The organism is Halosimplex amylolyticum, from assembly GCF_051414035.1.
Classification (GTDB): domain Archaea; phylum Halobacteriota; class Halobacteria; order Halobacteriales; family Haloarculaceae; genus Halosimplex; species Halosimplex amylolyticum.
In genome coordinates, this window is sequence record NZ_JBLKNW010000013.1 from 13,137 (window position 1) to 30,825 (window position 17,689).

Below are 17,689 nucleotides of genomic sequence, written 5' to 3' on the forward strand. Positions count from 1 at the left end.
TTCAACACGTGTTCATTTACCGGAACATGCCATTCGATATACGGTTCGTGCTCCTCTGTCGTCACTTCGAACGGCGGGAACACATCGATAGAGGGGTGTGTCTCTTTGGCCAACTGACGAACGAACACTCACCGATCCTCGGTCGGCCCGAACGTCGGCCGCGACTCGCCGTCGGTGTGCTGGCCGCGCTCGATGGTCTCCACCCACGGGTGCTCGGCGATCGCCGCCAGTTCCGCGTCGATCTCGGGCGTCCGGACCGCGTCGGCCACCTCGGTCGCCGTCCGGAACAGGTCCGCGGAGAAGCGGTCGGCGATCGCCGCGTCGCTGCCCGCCTGCAGGTGGGAGCGGTACCAGTCGAGATAGCCCGTCTCGTAGCCGTCGAGGAGATTCGATAGCACCCCACAGAGGTCGGTCTCCAGGCGGTCCGTCGTCGCGTCCCGCAGGTACAGCTCGTAGGTCACCGCGTTCGCGACGCTCTGGAGTTCCCGGTACGCGTCCGTGGCCCCCGGCAGTTCGCCGTCCCTCTCCGCATCCCGCGGCGGTTCGTCGTCCGTCGCGACGGCCCCCGGCAGTTCGTCGTGCTCGACGGCGGTGGCCGTGATCGCGAGGAGGCCGTAGAGGTCGTCGAGCAGTTCGGATTCGGTCGCCGAGATCTCCATCGGGAGGACGAGGTGTTCGAGGAAGTACGAGTCGAGGTGCATGTCGCGGATCGCGCGGTTGAAGATGTAGAAGTAGACGAACCAGTTGGCGAACTGCGTGTTCAACAGGAGCGCGAGCGCCGTGTACGTCAGGTCGCTCTCCTCGGGGATCACGACGTTCGTCACCGTCTCGAAGTCGTACACGCCGACGGGGTCGTACAGCGACGCGACGATGATGTGGTCGTAGGGGTTCTGCTTGTGTGCGATGATGTTCTGGGCCATCACCTTCGGCGTCTCGACGCGCTCGCGCGTCGCCGGAGAGAGCCCCTCGGTCTCGATGCGGTCCTCTGCCGCGCGGGTGAAGTAGCGCTGGACCTGCTTGCCGTTGTAGGCGATGGGCGCGTCTGCACCGGCGTCAGCTGCGTCTTCGGCGCCGTCGGCGTCGGAGCGAATCCGATTCGTCGTGCTCGCGCCCCGCCCGGCGTCGGCGCCGATCGACCCCAGCGTCGGGTAGTCGACGCCGCCCAGGCCGGCCGCGACCTCCTGCTCCGCGACGGAGAAGCTGACCGGCAGCGTGCCCAGTTTCGCCGCGAACGACCGGTCGACGGTCGCGGCCCCGTCGACGTGATACGAGCCGGGCGCCAGCGGGCCGCAGCGGTAGTCGTCGCCGGCGGCGTCCCGGGAGAGGTGGATCGTGACCTGTTCGTGGTCGACGTTCCGGAACGCCTTCCCGAGGTCGACGCCGCGGTGCATCTCGTCGAGGCAGAACTCCCGGAAGTCCTCCCAGTTGGAGTTGTACGTGCTCGGCTTGGGGACGATGTAGCTGAGTTCGCCCTCCGTGAGCGCCCAGCTCCGCTCGGTGAACAGCTTCGCGACCTCGCGGCTCCCGTCGATCAGGTCGTAGCTGTCCTCGAGGACCGATTTCTGGAGCGAACCGAGGTCGCTGCCGTGGGGCGGGTTCCCGATCACGACGTCGAACGCCTCGCCCTCGGTGGGCGAGTACGCCGTCGGGAACTCGAATATCCAGTGGAACGGGTCGAGCGACGACACGTCCTCCGCGGTGATGGGGCGCTCGACGCTCACCGACCCCCGGTCGGCCATCAGTTCGAACACATCCTCCACGTTCTCCGGGTCGGCCTGCCGGACGTCGGCGTGGTAGGCCGTCGTCTTCCAGTTTCGCTGTTCCCGGAACCCAGCCTCGGACACCTGTTCGCGCTCCGCGTGGGTCATCGTCGAGTCGAAGTCGAGGTTCAGCTTGACCGCCCCGGTCACCTCCGCCATCGTCCGCTCGAACTCGTCGAACGATTCGAGCGATTCCTCGACGGTCACGTCGCGTTCTTGGGCGTAGACGCGGTTCAGTTCCTCCTGGAGGACGTCCCGCTGGGTCGTGAGGCGGTCGCGGAGTTCCTCCGCGCGCTCGCCCGACGCCGGCTGGTACGCCTCGATGGTCTCGCGGTAGTCCGCGACCGCCTCGGAGTACGTCCTCCGCTCGTCGTCGACCCAGTCGAACTCACAGTCGGGGATCGGCGAACCGTCGTTCCCGGCGGTCGCCACGCCAACTAAACCGTTGCCCTGTCGGAGGTTACAGTCGAGGTTCGGGAGCGGCTCGATGCCGGGATCGGCCTCGCCGAGGTCTACCGCGTTGGCGCCGATCAGCCAGAGCCACAGCCGGAGTTTACAGACCTCGACGGCGCCGTCGAGGAGGTCGACGCCGTACAGCGACTCGCGGATGACGTCGCGGCGGAGGGTGTAGCGGTCCCGATCATCGTCGCCGTCGGCGCACTTGCGCCGCCACTCCTCGAGGATCTCGCCGGCGGTCAGCAGGAAGGCCCCGCTCCCGGCCGAGGGGTCGATCACCGATAGCGAGGCGAGGACGTCCTCGACGTCGGCGAGGTCGACCGAGGGGTCGGCGTCGCCGCGGACCTCCTCGAAGAACTCGTCGGAGTCGGGGATCGCCGCCGCGTCCAGGTCGGTCCGCGCCGCGAGCTTCTCGCGGACCCTGTTCCAGAGGGTCTCGCGGGCGTTCTCGTAGGCGACGTAGTTCGGCGTGTAGTAGGCGCCGACCTGCTTGTTGCCGGCCAGGAGCTGTTCGCCGCTCTCGGAGACGTCCATCTCGTCGAGTTCCGCCAGCGACAGCGACGCCTCGTCGGAGAGCTCGCTCACCGTGATGACGAACTTCTCGAAGATGTGCCCGAGCACGGCCGGCGAGAGCTTGTCCGGCGAGTCGGTCCCCTCGTCGGGGGACTGCTCGATCAGCCAGTTGTACTCGTTGAGGTCGCCGACGAGACGGCCCCAGTCGCAGCCCGATCCGTCGAGTTCGCGCTCGCGGATCTCGCCCCCCGACTCGGTGTCGATGGCGTGGTTGCGGAACAGCCCGCCGTCGAGGGACGGGAAGGCGATCGAGAGCGCGTCGCTGACCTCGTACTCCGTCCACCCGGTCGCGTTCAGGTGGTCGAAGAAGGTGGCCGAGAGGAAGGCGTAGAACTCCCCGTCGCCGAGGACGCTCTCGAACAGCTCCGTCGGGTCGAGCGCGACCCGGTTGCCCGCGCTGTCGATGCCGTGGATGACGTCTTTCTCGACGAGGAAATAACAGAATATCAGCCGGTCGATCGTGCGCTGGGCGGCCATGAGTCGCGCTTCGTCGTCGATTTCGGTGCCCGGGGGGAGGGCGAACGAGCGCGCGATGTCGAGGCGGACGTCCCAGAGGTTGCGGTAGAAGCGGTCGACGACGTCGCGGATGTCGAACAGGCCCTCCAGCCCGTCGTCGACGGCGGCCAGTTTCCCCCGCTTGCTGTCGCGGACGTCGCGGGCGTGTCCGACCGACTGGTCGTAGACGAACCACTTGTGCTCGCCGTAGCGATTGTAGACGGCGACGCGCTCCGTGTCGGGGTTCCAGAACCAGTAGTAGTCGAAGTTGCGGCCGCGAAGTCGGAGTTCGTCGACGACCTCCTCCTGGCGCTCGGGGTCGACGCCCTCGAAGTACGCGAGACGCGCGTCCGGGTCGAAGCAGAAGCGCGTCTCGGCGAACTCACCGTCGAGCAGTGCGACATCGGCCTCCCCCCGCTCGAAATAACCCTGCTCCCGCAGAAACGCCAGATCGTATCGCGTGCCACACATCTGCTATCGGGTAGTCCCCGCACTCGCCCATTATCGTTTTGGCTGGGTTCCTCCCCTCGTCTACTCCGTGTCGGAAACGCTGTCGTCGAGGAGGGTGCGTATTCACAGTGATCATCTGTATACGCGGTCGGTGATGCCCTCGGCTCACTCCAGTCCGGACAGCAGTTGCGCGACGTACGGGCTGTCCTCCCAGCTCCGGTGGCGTCCGATGCGCTCGACGAGCGCTCGCGCGTCGTCGTGGGCCAGGTACCCGTTGTGTGCGTAATCGCAGACGAGTCGCGGCGTCGGGACGATCCGCGGGCCCCGGAGCGCGGCGTGGACGAGCGCGAAGTTCGTGCCGCCGAACTCGTCGGTCAGGAGGCCGTCGACCCCCTCGGCGTTCGCGAGGACGACCCCGTCCGTCTCGCCGTCGTCGAGTCCGAACGCCGGCCGCGAGTCGGGCGCGTCGGGGAGTTCGTACGGGTCTCGCACCGCATAGTGGTCCCGCGCGGCGAGGGCGTTGCCGGCCGCGACGGCGTGGATATCGCGGTACTGGGCGACGTCTTTGAGCTCCGAGACGACCTCCGGCGGGACGAGGAGCGTACACGAGGTCAACAGGTACTGCAACGGGTCGCCGCCCTCCCACCCCCCGTCGGCCCGCGGGACGGCCAGGCTCACGAGTGCGCTCGTGTCCGCGACGACCGTACGGAGCCGCGATCCGGCGCTCATCGATCGGCGTCGGTGCCGGTCGAATCGTCAGCGCCGGCTGAATCCGTAACGCCCGCCGAACCGTCGTCGCCGTCGGGATCGACCGTCTCCGGATCGCCGTCGTAGACGTCGGTGTCGTCGGGCGGAGCGAGGTCGAGCGGGTCGCTCTCCAGGTCCGCCTTCAACAGCCGGAGGCGCTGGGCCGACTCGGGCCCGACGAGTTGCTCGACAGCGTCGAACTCCAGCTGGTCGGCGTAGTACTTCCGCGCCACCTGCTTCCGGAACGCTTCTGTCTCGGCCGTCTCCTCGACGTACTCCCGGATGGCCTCGACCAGCAGGTCCGTCCGGTCGGTGTCGAACAGGTCCGCGATCGCGTCCAGCCGCTCGACGAGGTACTCGGGCGACTGGAAGTGGACGCGTCGGGGGTCGTCGCTCGCGCTCATCTCGTGTGCACGTTTTGCACACGGACCGATAACGGTTTCGCCGCGATGTGCAGACCTTGCACACGCCGAGCCAGCGAGTCTGACGAACGTTTTACCAGCCGGCCGCGTATCGGCGACCATGACCCACGACCGGTCCGTCGCGGGACGCCTCGGCGACGCGCTCACCGAACGCGGCGAGACGCTCGCCGTCGCGGAGTCGTGCACCGGCGGTCTGCTCGGTTCGACCGTCACCGGCGTCGCGGGGTCGAGCGAGTACTTCGTCGGCGGGATCATCAGCTACACGAACCGGACGAAACGCCGGCTGCTCGCGATCTCCCGGGAGTCGCTGGAGCGCCACGGCGCGGTGAGCGAACCCGTCGCGAGCGCGATGGCCCGGCACGTCCGCGACGAGACCGGCGCCGGCTGGGCCGTCTCGACGACCGGCTACGCCGGCCCGAGCGGCGGGGACGAGGCCCCCGTCGGGACCGTCTACGTCGGGATCGCCTACGCCGGCCGCGGCGATGCCGGTTCCGATGCCAGCGCCCACAGCGACGACACCAGCGGCGACGACGATTCCGACCGCGTCGACGGCCCCGGCGCCGATCCCTTCGCCGTCGTCGAACGCTCCCAGTTCGACGGGTCCAGACAGGAAGTGAAAGAACAGATCGTCGAGCGGGCGCTGACCGCGGCACTGGAGCGGATCGAGTCGCTGCCCTGAGTGGGGTCACGGACGCCGAACTGTGCCAGTCTGCCGAAAATAGCGTCACTGTGCGTTTCCCTCGTTGCGTTTCCTCGGACAGTGTCCGAACAGACGAAACGAGGGAAAACGGAATCGCCTCGGACGCCTTCACTCGGCGTCAGTCTGGCCCGCCGGCATCGACTCGCCCCGGCGCAGACACGCCGCCGGGTGACCCGCTTCGGTCGGTTCGAGCGACGGGTCCTCCCGCTCGCAGACGCTCCCGAACGCTTCGCCCAGCCGCGCCGCCGCCGCGTCGACGTCACCGGCTACCAGCGACTGGATCGCCTCGTCGAGGACGCGCTCGGAGTCGGGATCGGAGAGTTCGGCGGGCAGTCCGTACTCGGCGCGGACCGCCGACGGTTCGTCGAACTCGGCGGGATCGACGGTCCCGTCCGCGACCGCCAGCCGAAGGTCGTGGACCGCGCGGAAGCGCCCGTCCGCGAACTCGAACCCGTCGGGCGGGATGACGCTCGGACAGCGCGGGTGGAACGAACACCCCGCGGGCGGGGCCGCGGGGTCGGGTACGTCGCCGGTCAGCTCGACGGCCTCGTCGCGAGCGCGCGGGTCCGGTTCGGGGATCGACGAGAGGAGCGCGCCGGTGTAGGGGTGTTGCGGGTCGGCGAAGATGGCGTCGACGGGTCCGCGTTCGACGATCTCACCGAGGTACATCACGCCGACGCGGTCGCACACCTCTCTAACCACGCTCAGGTCGTGACTGATGAGGACCATCGCGAGGCCGAGTTCGGTGCGCAACTCCTCCAGCAGCGAGAGGATCTCCGCCTGGACGCTCACGTCGAGCGCGCTGACGGGCTCGTCGACGACGAGGAGGTCGGGGTTGAGGACGAGCGCGCGGGCGAGGGCGACCCGCTGTTTCTGCCCGCCGGAGAACTCGCGGGGGTAGCGGTCGGCGTCGGCCGCAGAGAGGCCGACGCGTTCGAGCGCGTCGACGGCGACCTCCCGGCGGCGGTCGGGGTCGCTGATCCCGTGGATCGCGAGCGGCTCGGCGACCGACTCGCCGACGGTCAGTCGCGGGTCGAACGCCGAGTTGGGGTCTTGGAAGACGACCTGGGCGCGCCGGCGGAACCGCTCCAGTTCGTCGCCGTCGAGCGACGACACCGCCCGCCCGTCGAAGCGGACCTCCCCGCCGGTCGGGGCTTCGAGTCCCAGCAGCGCCGACGCGGTCGTCGACTTGCCACAGCCCGACTCGCCGACGAGCCCGAACGCCTCGCCCGCTCGCACGTCGAAACTCACGCCGTCGACGGCCTTCACGTGGCCGGTGACCCGCCGGAGCAGTCCCGAGCGGACCGGGTAGTGTTTCTCCAGGTCGCGAACCGACAGCAGCGCGTCGTCAGTCATCGGCCACCTCCAGGTCGGTCGGGAGCGTGTGCACGTCGTCGTATAGCACGCACGACGCCCGATGGTCGGCGGTGCCCGATTCGCGCTCGATCGCCCCGCCGTCGCCCGGTCCACCCTCGGCGGTCGCGCCGCCGATCGACTCGACCGAGCGGAACGCAGGCTGGTCGCCGTCGTCACACTCGGGGACTGCGTGGGGACAGCGGGGGTGGAACCGGCAACCGTCGGGCGGATCGGTCGGGTCTGGTATCGACCCGTCGATGGTCTCGAACCCCTCGCCACGACCGGGGAGACACGCCAGCAGCGCCCGCGTGTAGGGGTGTGCGGGCGTCTCGAAGACGTCGTACACGCCGCCCGACTCCATCACGTTCCCGGCGTACATGACGACGACGCGGTCGGCGATCTCGGCGACGACGCCCAGGTCGTGCGTGACGAACAGCAGCGCCATCTCCCGTTCGGCCTGCAGGTCGGCGAGGAGGTCGAGGACCTGCCGCTGGATGGTCACGTCGAGCGCGGTGGTCGGTTCGTCGGCGATCAGCAGATCGGGATCGCAGGCGAGCGCCATCGCGACGACGGCGCGCTGTTTCATCCCGCCAGAGAACTGGTGGGGGTAGTCGTCGAACCGGGCCGCGGCGTCGCCGATGCCGACGCGGTCGAGGAGGTCGATCGCTTCCGCGCGGGCCGCCGACTTCGAGACGTCGCGGTGGATCCGGATCGCCTCGACCACCTGCGCGCCGACGGTGTAGACGGGGTCAAGCGCGTCCTGCGGGTTCTGGAAGACGTGGCCGATCCGGCCGCCGCGGTACGATTCGAGCGTCGACTCGGAGAGGCCGGTCAGGTCCGTCCCGTCGAAGCGGACCTCGCCCGTGATCTCGGCCGAGCCCGCCGAGATCAGGCGCGTGATCGACTCGCAGGCGACGGTCTTGCCGGATCCCGATTCGCCGACGAGACAGACCGTCTCGCCCTCCCGCACGTCGAAGTCGACGCCGTCGACCGCGCGGACGGTCCCGTCGTCGCCGCCGAACCGGACGTACAGGTCCCGGACGGAGAGCAGCGGGTCGGCCATCTACCGCACCTCCTCGCGGGGGTCGAGCACGTCGCGGACGGTGTCGCCGAAGACGTTGAACGCGACGACGAGACCGACGAGGATGAGCACCGCCGGGAGCGTCGTCCACCACTTGGCGTGCCAGGGCATGTAGCGCTCGCGGAGGCCGAATCGGATGACGCCGCCCAGCGAGACGGGGCGCGTGCGGTTGAGCTCGAGGTAGGCCAGGCCGACCTGTGCGAGGATGAGCAGCGGGATGCGGCGGGTGAGCGCGGTGACGATGGTCGCCGTCGAGTTGGGGACGACGTGGCGGCGGATCACGTGGAGATCACTGGCACCGGCGGCCCTGGCGGCGCGGACGTAGCCGGCGGTGCGCCGCTGGATCGCCTCACCGCGGACGAGCCTCGCGATGCCGCCCCAGTCGAGCAGGCCGAACACGAGCACGAAGGCGAACAGGCCGCCGTCGGAGATGTTCTCGACGTTGCCGAGGTAGAGCGTGGCGACGACGATGTAGACGACGATGGCGGGGACCGTCTGCTGGACGTCGACGTAGCGCATCAACACGTCGTCGACCCAGCCGCCGTAGTAGCCCGCGGTCGTCCCGACGACGGTCGCCACGACCGCCATGATGACCGCCGTGGAGATCCCGGCCTTGAACGCGACGTGGACCCCCGAGATGAAGTGTTCCATCACGTTCTCGCCGATGTAGTTGGTCCCGAGCGGGTACTGCCAGGTGCCCTGGCAGTGGCCGTCGACGACAGGGCCGATGCAGGAGTAGCTGTCAGTGACGCTCATGTTCACGCTTCCGAACACCGGCGGCTGGAGGTTGTGTGCGGGCTTCGCGTAGGTGAACTCGAAGACGTCCGGTCCGAGCAGTCCCAGCACCGCGAACGCGACGAGGTACGCGAGCGCCAGGACGCCGACCGGCCGTCGCAGAAAGGCCCTGCCGTGGCGAGCGGTCCGCTCGCGGTTCGCGACCAGCGGAACGAGGACGTACCTGCCCAGGACCACGAGCGAGACGAGCACGATCCAGCCTACCTTTCGAACGTCCCACTCGAGCGGCGGGATCGTCTTCGCCGGTGCGACGAGCAGATCGTACGCCAGCAGCGCGCCGACGGCCGCGAGCGCGAGGACGAACGCGAGCGTCCGGGCGGCCGGACGTCGTCGACCCCCCGCCTCCGCGTCCCAGTCGATCCGGGTGAACTCGGGCGAATTGGAATCGCTGGAGGGCATGGCCCCCAGTGGGTCGGCCGCCCAAATGAAACTTTATTATCTGTTATGACATACCCCGGAACGACCGATGGTTCCCGACGGCACGCCTCCGAACCGATCGCGACGGGGTCCCGGGGAGGCCTCGACCGACGAGTTCCCCCCGACAGACAGATGAGTTACCTCCGCTTCCTCGCCAGGCGCGCGGCCTTCGCCGTCCTGTCCGTGTACGCGGTCGTGACCGTGACGTTCCTGATCATCAACAGCGTCGTCCTGCTGCCGATGAAGCGCCGGGTCGCCCTCGCGGAGTGGGGCGGCGCGTCCGAGGAGCGACTGGAGGAGATCCGACAGGGGTACCTCCAGGCGCGCAACCTCGACGTTCCGTTCCACGAGCGCTACGTCGACTGGCTCGTCGACGTGACGACGCTGGAGTGGGGCTACTCCTTCGCCTACCGCCAGCCGGTGATCGCCGTCCTCGACGGGCGCGTCCAGACGACGCTGGGATACGTGATCCCGGGCGTCGCGCTCGCTGTCGTCCTCGGCGTGGTGCTCGGCCTGTTCGCCGCGCTCTCGAAGGACAGCGGCTTCGACTGGTCGGTCCGGATCGCGGCCTACGCGCTGTTCGGCGTCCCCGTCTTCATGTTCGTCATCTACCTCCGCCACCTGGGAGCGACGAACGGGGCCGTCCCGGCGCTCGGCCGGCACGCGCTCGCGACCGTCGCCGTCGCCGTGAGCCTCCTCGCGGGACAGGTGCGGTTCGCCCGCGCGTCCGCGCTCGAACAGACCGGCCGCTCGTTCGTGAAGATGCTCCGCGCGAAAGGCGCGGACCGGCTCCGACTCGCCAGGCACGTCCTCCGCAACGCGGCGATCCCGATCGTCTCGCTGTCGATGACCGAACTGCTGGCCGTGCTCGTGTTGAACATCTACATCATCGAGGCGGTCGTCGGCATCCGGGGACTGGCCGCGGCGAGCCTCCGGGCCGTCCGCGCCAGCGACACCGCGCTGGTCATCTGGACGACGATGGTCCTCGTCGTCTTCGGCGTCGCCGGCAACTTCCTGCAGGACGTCCTCTACGGCTCGCTGGACCCCCGGATCCGATCGGAGGGCGAGTCGCGCTGACGGCGGTCGCGTCGCGCCGATCGGGCGCGACTAGACGCGCTCGACGAACGTCGCGTCGGCCGAGGTCCGCCCCCGGTTGAACGAGAGGACCCGCGCCCGGATCGCGTCGCCCTCGGCGAGCGAGTCCGGCACGTCCTCCGTGAAGAGGACGAACCCCTCGACCTTGCCGACGGCGACCCTGTCGCCCGAGTGGTGGTCCGTGAACTCGGCGACGCCGAACTCGTAGGTCTCGCCGATCTCGACCGGAGGTTCGCGCTCTTGCGCCGCGTCGTGTGCCCGCTTCGACGCTCGACCGTCCGCGGATCGCCGCCGGACGACGGCGACGACGAGCAACAGCGCCGCGGCGCCGACGCCCGCCGCGATCCAGAGGTTCTCCATATCCGACTCACCGACCGGACCAGCAAGAACGCTGTGGAGTCGGGTCCGCCCCGACCGCTTCCCCGAGCGGAACCAGTAAACCCCGAGTCCCCCACCCGGTTGCACGGATTCGATACCAGAAACACCACATTACCTATATAATATATTTGCAGATAGTTGCTCGTTACTTCCCGACTTCACTCTCTCACCATAACGACGTATTATCACGCAAACACCGGTCCGAACGTCGGATCGAGATCCGGGTTCGATCCCGTCGTCGTGGGATTCAGATCTGTGAGAGGACCGCAGACGAGTCCGTTCACTTCAACGGACGAACGTCCGGGACGAACGTCCGAGTTCACCGTCACGCACGAGCTTCCGGCGGGCCCGTCCACTCGAAACAGGCGTACTCCGATCCCCGACTGTTCGAGCCGTTTCGTCGGGTCGTCGGAACACTGCGCGTTCGGTATGTTATCGCATCGGCTGCCACCCCGGTCGCCGTCCGGCGATCCGACCCGGGCGATCGGCTTACAGTCGTACCGGTGTAATTCCGGGAGTAGGTAGTGTATTACGCGAACGCGGGCGCTCGTTCAGCCGAGGTTACTCCGTTCTCGGGGCCACATCTGTCCAGTCTCACGTCGGTGAACCGGAGTAATCGGGTGTGCACGGGTCCGTTGCGAGTAACGCCGACTTTCCGTAGACGGGACAGATCGAACGATATCGTGGGTTTATGCGGATTTGGGGGGTACGTACGGCTGCGACCGGACGATAGCGACCCAGCGAACTCTCACCATGAGTCTTCACGAACCTATGCACGGCCGTCGCCGCGACAGCTACGGCGATGGCGATCTCGACGTTCCGGACAAATCGGGTCAGAACGGCCCGTGGATCCACCGACAGATGAACGGGCAGAAACAGCGCGCCGACAGACCAGACGACCGGCCGGCCGGAGCGATCTCGGACGTCGGCATCGGCGGGGACGTCGGCCGTGCCGACGTCGATCCCGAACAGCTCAGCGCCGGTGCGCTCAGATCCGAAGAAGTCGGCGGCGACGACGAGAGCGAGGAAGGCGACGAGGCGACCGAATCGGCCGTCTCGTCGATCGTGACGAAGGTGTCCGTCCGAACGTCCGACGACGACGACGACCGCGACCGCGAGCCGATGGAGCGGTTCAACGGAATGCAGTCCCGCCTCGGCCTCCGTCCCAAGAGCGTATCGCGCGTCGAGGGAAGTGCCGTCTCCGACGTCGTTGCCCATCGCTTACAGTCCTGCGACCGGGCTGCCGGCCCCAACGAACCGACCCCGTGGGTCGAACAGGCGTCTGGTTATCTCGCACGCGACTGATTTTCCGGTTTCTTTCGGTACTTCGGCAGTCTCCCGGCGATCCCGCCGAAACCGCTCTGGGAGTCTTATGTAACATCGACGCGTACCGGGAGATGTTTCGTTACATAAGACCCTCGAGAGGAAGGACACGCGGCGCCGGTAGACGCTCGATAATCGAGACACCGGATTTCCGGTGAATCGAGCGGGGAGACCCTGAGTCGTGTCGAAATTCGGCCGTGCGGCACACCGGGTTTCCAGTGAAACCCGTATCTCGACGGGAGCGCCGCAGCACAGTGTGAGACACCGGGTTTCCGGTGAATCGGGCGATGGCCGATCGGCGGCGAGCGGTTCGCAGGAGTGGGCTGGGACGGGTTCGTGAGGGGACAGGGCGGGTTCGTGACGAGGCAGAGCGCGCCCGTGATGGATCAGAGTGGGTTCGCGATGGGTCAGGACGCGTTCGTGGCGGATCAGAGCGGTCCGTGACGGCTCAAATAGTGTCCGCGAGGACGTCTCGGACGACCGCAGGGTCCTCGAGGAGTTTGTGATTGGTGTAGCTCCCCTCAGCACTCCCGCCACTGTGTCGCGACTGTTCGATGATATCGAGGAATGCGTGTTCCTTGAGCAGGTCGCGGACGCGCCGCAGCGAGAGCATGTCCGAGCTCTCCTGTCGGCAGATCTCCTTGTAGACGTCGTAGACCTCCGTCGTTCGGAAGCCGTCCTGGTTGGTCTCGTTCAGCGAGAGGACGGTCAGCGCCTGGAGGACGTACCGGGAGTGCGGGGTCGACCCCCGGATGAGTTCCCGGAAGCGGTCCGTCTCGGCCCGTTCGCGAGCGTCGACGACGAACTCCTCGGTGACGCGGTCCGCACCGCGGGACTGGGCGATCTCGCCGGCGTAGCGGAGGATGTCGATCGCCTGGCGCGCGTCGCCGTGTTCCCGCGCCGCCAGCGCCGACGCTTTCGGGATGACGCCGTCTTCGAGGACGCCGTCACGGAAGGCGTCTTTTCGCGCTTCCATGATGTGGTTGAGCTGAGTCCCGTCGTACGGCGGGAAGACGAACTCGCGTTCGCAGAGGCTTGACTTGACCCGCTCGTTGAGCTGTTCTTCCTTGTACTTGATCTTGTTGCTGATGCCGATGACGCCGATCTTGCAGGAGTCGATCTTGCCCGCCTCGCCCGCCCGGGACAGTTGCATCAGGATGTCGTCGTCTTCGAGCTTGTCGATCTCGTCGAGGATGACGAGAACGACGTCGTAGCAGTCGTCGAGGATCGCCCACAGCCGCTTGTAGTAGGTCGACGTCGCGATGCCCTTGTCGGGGATCTTGATGCCCGTTCGGTCGGGGTCGTTCAGCGACGCCGCGATGGTCTGGACGGCCTGCGTCTCCGTCGAGTCCTGGGCGCAGTCGACGTACGCGAACGTCGCGGCGACGGCTTCGTCGTGCGCCGTCGAGACGAGTCGCCGGGAGACGTGTTTCGCACACAGGGACTTCCCGGTGCCCGTCTTGCCGTAGATGAGGACGTTGCTCGGGCTCTGACCGAAGATGGCCGGGTTGACCGCGTTCGCGAGGTTCTGGATCTCCTCGTCGCGGCCGACGATCCGCCCCTCGTCCGGGAGGTGGTTGATCTCCAGCAGCTCCTTCTGGACGAAGATCGGGTCTTCGCGTATGAACAGATCGTCGGAGTCTGACATGCGAGGGTGACACCACGTTTCCGGTGAAATCACTTTATTCTTTCCTAGCTGCGGAGATTTTCGGATGGAGGGGTGAGCGAGGTGGGGAGACACACACACCACGTTTCCGGTGAAACGGGGAAATCGGGGGGAGAGGGTTCCAGGGGAAACGGGGGTTGCGGGGCGGGGCGAGTCGAGACGATCACCCGAACGTCCGATACCGACCCTGTCGAGAACGAGTGCGATCGGTGTGCAACGATCCCGACGATGCCGTCGAAATCCGCGTCAACGACGGGTATCGAGAGGTAGCACACCGGCGTAGAACGGTGACGTAATTGGAAAGAGAATTAGCAATAGAGAGCACGTACCTCGGAGATACGGCGACATCTGCAGCTGGACAGGATCCGTGAATTCACCGGAAACGTGGTGTGTGATACCCACCCGTTCGCGATGTCCGGGAACGAGTTCAGCTCGGAGACCGGGAACAGTATCACGTCGTCGTTCCACTCCGGAAAGAGTGAACTACGAACGGGAACGGGAGTGAGGAGAGTTCCGACCGAGAACTGACCAACTGTCCGATCAACAGGAGCGATAACAGACCACACGATAGCGGTGTTCACTTAAAGAAGTATATAAAGGTACTAAAAAGGACCTCTAGCTATCTATCTAGTGTAGTAGGAGTACCGTGAAATCGGATGCTAGTCTAGTGGAATACAAACTCAAGAGACCAAGAGATACAAATCCGGATTTTCCTAAACGTAATCGATCCTCGATCTGCCTGAGACGGACTGTTCGACGTCTATTTCGAGTGCACTGCCTGGAACGGCACTTGGATTTATTATATTAATTAAATCTTTCTTTAGTAAAAGTAAGTAGTAGTGTATAGCTGGTGTGTAGCCAGCATCTGAGTGTGTGTTATGTTACATTCTCTGTTTTAAGTCGTATGGTGGGTTCACTGTTGTGGGCTGATCCGGCAACATGATCCGGTGGCGTCACAGTACCCCGCTGGTTGAACACCTCCTCCCTTCCTCACCCCCACCCCACCCCCACCCTCTCCCCCCGTTTCACCGGAAACGTGGTGTGTGTGTCTCGACCACCGCTCCGATTCGGCCGTTTCGCCCGCTCGATCGTCCATCTATCACATCTGTTACTTTTATCGTCTCGGTCAGTCGGCCTCCGGGGATCGGGGTCGTTCAACTCACGGTACGGGGCACTCACTCGTTGTCCGCGTACTCCTTGTGGAGCGTCCCGTCGCCGTCCCGGTAGTACCGGTACTCGTATGGGCCGTGCATGTCGCTCTCGGCGCCCGACGCGCACTTGCAGCCGTCTTTTCCGCATTTCACGAGTTCCTCGACGATGTATCCGTCCGTCGTCTCCGCCACCGGATCCGCCGTCTCCGGGAGGTCGTCCCGCTCGACAGGTCGCTCCTTCTCGTCCAGCAGTTCGTCGACGTACCGCTGGACGATCCGCAACGACTCCACGTCCTGCTTCGCGAGCCCCTCGCGGAGATACTTCGGGAGCTCCTCGACTCTCGACGAACGGTCGGGATCGGCCTCGTAATCAGCGGCGGTATCGTCGCCGGGATCGGACTCGGCGGATCGGTCTGCTCCGTCGGTCATCTCTTATGTAACGATAGGTCCACGAGCACAAGACGTTTGTTACCTAAGACACGGGGCACACGGACCGATGTGACCGAGGCACGACCCGGGGCGGCGGAGTAAGACCACGTTTCCGGCCCGGAACGGCGACGAGCGCGAAGTAACAGCCGTATAGATGGGACAACTATCGGCTGTTTATATGTGAGCGGTTGGGGAAACGCCAGATGGGTTCACGCCCGGTATCTCTCATGTCACAGCAACTCGGACCGACGAGTCAGGGGAATCAGATGGCCCAACAGCCCGCGATGCAGTCCGGCGGAACGCTCCCACAGCAGACCCGGACGGCGCTCCACGAGGTAGCGCAGGCGGTCCAGGTCTGCGGGTGGTGTGCCGACCAGTGCATTCAGGACGCGGATCCGAACATGATAGAGTGCATCCGACTGTGCGAGGACGTCGTCGAACTGGGGGAGACGGTCCTCGCGACGGCGCCGCGCTCGTCGCGGTACACGACACAGATCGTCCAGGCCTTCCAGCAGGCCGCCCAGGAGTGCGCCCAGGAGTGCGGCCACCACCAGGCGTCACACTGCCAGGAGTGCGCGAGCGTCCTCCCGCAGGCTGTCTCCGCGACCCAGCAGCTGACGCAGGGGCAGCAGATGGGCGGACAACAGGCGGGCGGGCAACAGATGGGCGGACAACAGGCGGGCGGGCAACAGATGGGCGGACAACAGGCGGGTGGGCAACAGATGGGCGGTCTGCGCGGCGCCCAGCAGACCTGGTAGGGCGCTGCGGACAGCAACCGCAACCAGGCGGTCACCCGTCGACCGCTCGCGACGGCTCCGTTTCTCCGTTCTTTCCGAAGCCGGCCGACGTCTCCAGGCTCGCGACAGACGGCGAGATGCGTCAGTCGTTCGCGCAGGCGTGGGTCACTCGCTGGTGTCTCTTTCTCGCCGGCGTCAATCACTCGCCTGCGTCGCTCACTCGTTTGTGTCGCTCACTCGCTTGTGTCGCTCACTCGCTTGTGTCGCTCACTCGCGTTCCGTGGTTCGCGTGCCGACCCAGGCGCCGAGCGTGATCCCGTAGAGGGCGTGGCCCACGTGGAACGCGACGCGGTCGTCGGGGTCGGTGCCCAGGATCGTCCCGAGGACGACCCGTTCGCCGAACGCGGAGAGGGCGAGGCCGTAGAGCAACCCGGCGACGGTCGTGGGGACCTCTCCGGAGTACGTCGGCGGGCCGGGCGGCCGGTCGGGAGCGGACTCGTCGCGAGCGACTGATTCTCGCCCGCGGAACAGCGCGCCGAACGCCGCGCCGGCGGCGCCGCCGTACGCGAAGTGGAGGACGAGCGCGGGGATAGGGTCGTCCTCGGGCGCTCCGCTCCCGACGAACTGCGCCCAGAACTCGGCCGTCGGTGGCAGCGAGCGGCTCACCGGGAGTCGGTAGACGGTCATCACGAGCGTCGCGAGGAGGCCACCTTCGAGTCCGCGGCGGGCCCGTCCCACGAGTGCGGTGTTCCCGCCGGAGGCAGACCGGCCGTCGTGGGCGTCGCTCTCACGTCGTTCCGAAATTGCTCGGCTCACGGTCGATCCGTCGCGTCCTCGGTCCCTAAGTGCTCGGTACGCAGTGTCCGGGACCGGCCGGGGGGTCGTCGGCCACGGGCGGTGAACCCGGCCGGAGACGGGGAGTGGTTGGAATCCGGTATCCGTCCACCGGCAACTGGAAGCCGTCAGTCCGCCGCCGGGTAGGGGAGGCGAGCCTGCGATCCGGGGCGGCGGAGGTGGCCCCGGTCGGCGGAACAGCCGCGGGGTCGAACGGATAAGGGCCGACGAGCGAACAGATGTACCGTTTTCGGCTGTTGAGCGTCTAGGGGCGCCTTTCTCGGCAGGCGTCTGGTGGACGGAGTCGGCAATATAAACGTCTCCAGACCCAATTGACGACCGGCGATACCCATGAGCGAGAGCGACGCATACGACCAGGACGAGTACCGCGAGGACGACTACGACGAACGCGAGGTAGACACGAACCCGACGGAGAGCGGGAAGTGGATCTCGCTCCTCGTCGCGCTGCTCGGGCTGTGGATGCTCGCGCAGTCGTTCCTCCTCGACCCGATCGCGGGGAACTTCTGGAGCGACGTCATCGTCGGCGCAGCACTGGTCGTGCTCGGCGGCTACAACTACTACCGCCGCGCGAACGACCAGCTCGGCAGCGTCGGCGTCGGCGCGTTCGTCGCACTGCTCGGGCTCTGGCTGATCGCGACGCCGTTCATCCTCGGCTCGACAGAGGGGACGGCCGCGGTCGAGACGGACATCGAGTTCTGGAACGACATCGTCGTCGGCCTGCTCACGTTCCTCCTCGGCGCCTACAGCGCCTACGAGGCGCGCGACACCGACGTCGCGACGCCTGCGGCACGGACCTGACCGGG

The 17,689-nt window shown here is 66.7% G+C and carries 15 protein-coding genes; 5 read left to right on the plus strand and 10 right to left on the minus strand.

Annotated features, from left to right (window positions below):
* Nucleotides 1-128: 128 nt before the first annotated feature.
* From ACMGFE_RS24960 to ACMGFE_RS24970, 3 genes are all read right to left on the minus strand, one after another.
* On the minus strand, nt 129-3,755 hold the full coding sequence (locus tag ACMGFE_RS24960; RefSeq protein ID WP_436927979.1) for an Eco57I restriction-modification methylase domain-containing protein: 3,627 nt from the start codon (nt 3,753-3,755) through the stop codon (nt 129-131).
* A gap of 144 nt (nt 3,756-3,899) precedes the next feature.
* The gene (locus tag ACMGFE_RS24965; RefSeq protein ID WP_436927980.1) at nt 3,900-4,463 is read right to left on the minus strand and encodes a hypothetical protein; all 564 of its coding nucleotides are present in this window, start codon (nt 4,461-4,463) and stop codon (nt 3,900-3,902) included.
* A complete protein-coding gene (locus ACMGFE_RS24970; RefSeq protein WP_436927981.1) occupies nt 4,460-4,885 on the minus strand; it encodes a hypothetical protein in 426 nt (141 codons plus the stop codon). The genes ACMGFE_RS24965 and ACMGFE_RS24970 overlap by 4 nt, the downstream gene beginning before the upstream one ends.
* 118 nt (nt 4,886-5,003) lie before the next feature.
* On the opposite strand from ACMGFE_RS24970, the gene ACMGFE_RS24975 reads away from it, so the two are divergent.
* Nucleotides 5,004-5,582: a CinA family protein gene (locus ACMGFE_RS24975; protein ID WP_436927982.1), complete on the plus strand. Its 579-nt coding sequence runs from the start codon at nt 5,004-5,006 to the stop codon at nt 5,580-5,582.
* Between the two features lie 129 nt (nt 5,583-5,711).
* On the opposite strand, the gene ACMGFE_RS24980 is transcribed toward ACMGFE_RS24975, so the two are convergent.
* Genes ACMGFE_RS24980 through ACMGFE_RS24990 form a run of 3 tightly spaced genes read right to left on the minus strand, consistent with a single transcriptional unit; the run spans nt 5,712 to nt 9,234 of the window.
* Nucleotides 5,712-6,959 (minus strand): ABC transporter ATP-binding protein, encoded by a 1,248-nt coding sequence (locus ACMGFE_RS24980; RefSeq protein ID WP_436927983.1) that lies wholly within the window; start codon nt 6,957-6,959, stop codon nt 5,712-5,714.
* Nucleotides 6,952-8,022 carry an ABC transporter ATP-binding protein gene (locus ACMGFE_RS24985; protein ID WP_436927984.1) on the minus strand — a complete coding sequence of 357 codons (1,071 nt, stop codon included), beginning with the start codon at nt 8,020-8,022 and terminating at the stop codon, nt 6,952-6,954. The genes ACMGFE_RS24980 and ACMGFE_RS24985 overlap by 8 nt, the downstream gene beginning before the upstream one ends.
* Nucleotides 8,023-9,234 (minus strand): ABC transporter permease, encoded by a 1,212-nt coding sequence (locus ACMGFE_RS24990; RefSeq protein WP_436927985.1) that lies wholly within the window; start codon nt 9,232-9,234, stop codon nt 8,023-8,025. It lies immediately after the preceding gene.
* Nucleotides 9,235-9,384: 150 nt separating this feature from the next.
* Between ACMGFE_RS24990 and ACMGFE_RS24995 the strand changes: the two genes are divergently transcribed.
* A complete protein-coding gene (locus ACMGFE_RS24995; RefSeq protein WP_436927986.1) occupies nt 9,385-10,329 on the plus strand; it encodes an ABC transporter permease in 945 nt (314 codons plus the stop codon).
* A gap of 30 nt (nt 10,330-10,359) precedes the next feature.
* Here ACMGFE_RS24995 and ACMGFE_RS25000 read toward each other — a convergent pair whose 3' ends face one another.
* Entirely contained in the window at nt 10,360-10,707 is a 348-nt protein-coding gene (locus ACMGFE_RS25000; RefSeq protein ID WP_436927987.1) for a hypothetical protein, read from the minus strand.
* Nucleotides 10,708-11,496: 789 nt separating this feature from the next.
* Between ACMGFE_RS25000 and ACMGFE_RS25005 the strand changes: the two genes are divergently transcribed.
* Nucleotides 11,497-12,030, plus strand: a complete 534-nt coding sequence (locus ACMGFE_RS25005; protein ID WP_436927988.1) for a hypothetical protein — start codon at nt 11,497-11,499, stop codon at nt 12,028-12,030.
* Between the two features lie 466 nt (nt 12,031-12,496).
* Here the strand turns inward: ACMGFE_RS25005 and ACMGFE_RS25010 are convergent, their stop codons facing one another.
* A complete protein-coding gene (locus ACMGFE_RS25010) occupies nt 12,497-13,696 on the minus strand; it encodes a Cdc6/Cdc18 family protein (protein WP_436927989.1) in 1,200 nt (399 codons plus the stop codon).
* Nucleotides 13,697-14,889: 1,193 nt separating this feature from the next.
* The gene (locus ACMGFE_RS25015; RefSeq protein ID WP_436927990.1) at nt 14,890-15,294 is read right to left on the minus strand and encodes a DUF6788 family protein; all 405 of its coding nucleotides are present in this window, start codon (nt 15,292-15,294) and stop codon (nt 14,890-14,892) included.
* 203 nt (nt 15,295-15,497) lie between these two features.
* On the opposite strand from ACMGFE_RS25015, the gene ACMGFE_RS25020 reads away from it, so the two are divergent.
* Nucleotides 15,498-16,052, plus strand: a complete 555-nt coding sequence (locus tag ACMGFE_RS25020) for a four-helix bundle copper-binding protein (protein WP_436927991.1) — start codon at nt 15,498-15,500, stop codon at nt 16,050-16,052.
* 246 nt (nt 16,053-16,298) lie between these two features.
* On the opposite strand, the gene ACMGFE_RS25025 is transcribed toward ACMGFE_RS25020, so the two are convergent.
* Entirely contained in the window at nt 16,299-16,847 is a 549-nt protein-coding gene (locus tag ACMGFE_RS25025; protein ID WP_436927992.1) for a hypothetical protein, read from the minus strand.
* 369 nt (nt 16,848-17,216) lie between these two features.
* Between ACMGFE_RS25025 and ACMGFE_RS25030 the strand changes: the two genes are divergently transcribed.
* Nucleotides 17,217-17,684: an SPW repeat protein gene (locus tag ACMGFE_RS25030; protein WP_436927993.1), complete on the plus strand. Its 468-nt coding sequence runs from the start codon at nt 17,217-17,219 to the stop codon at nt 17,682-17,684.
* Nucleotides 17,685-17,689 lie beyond the last annotated feature (5 nt).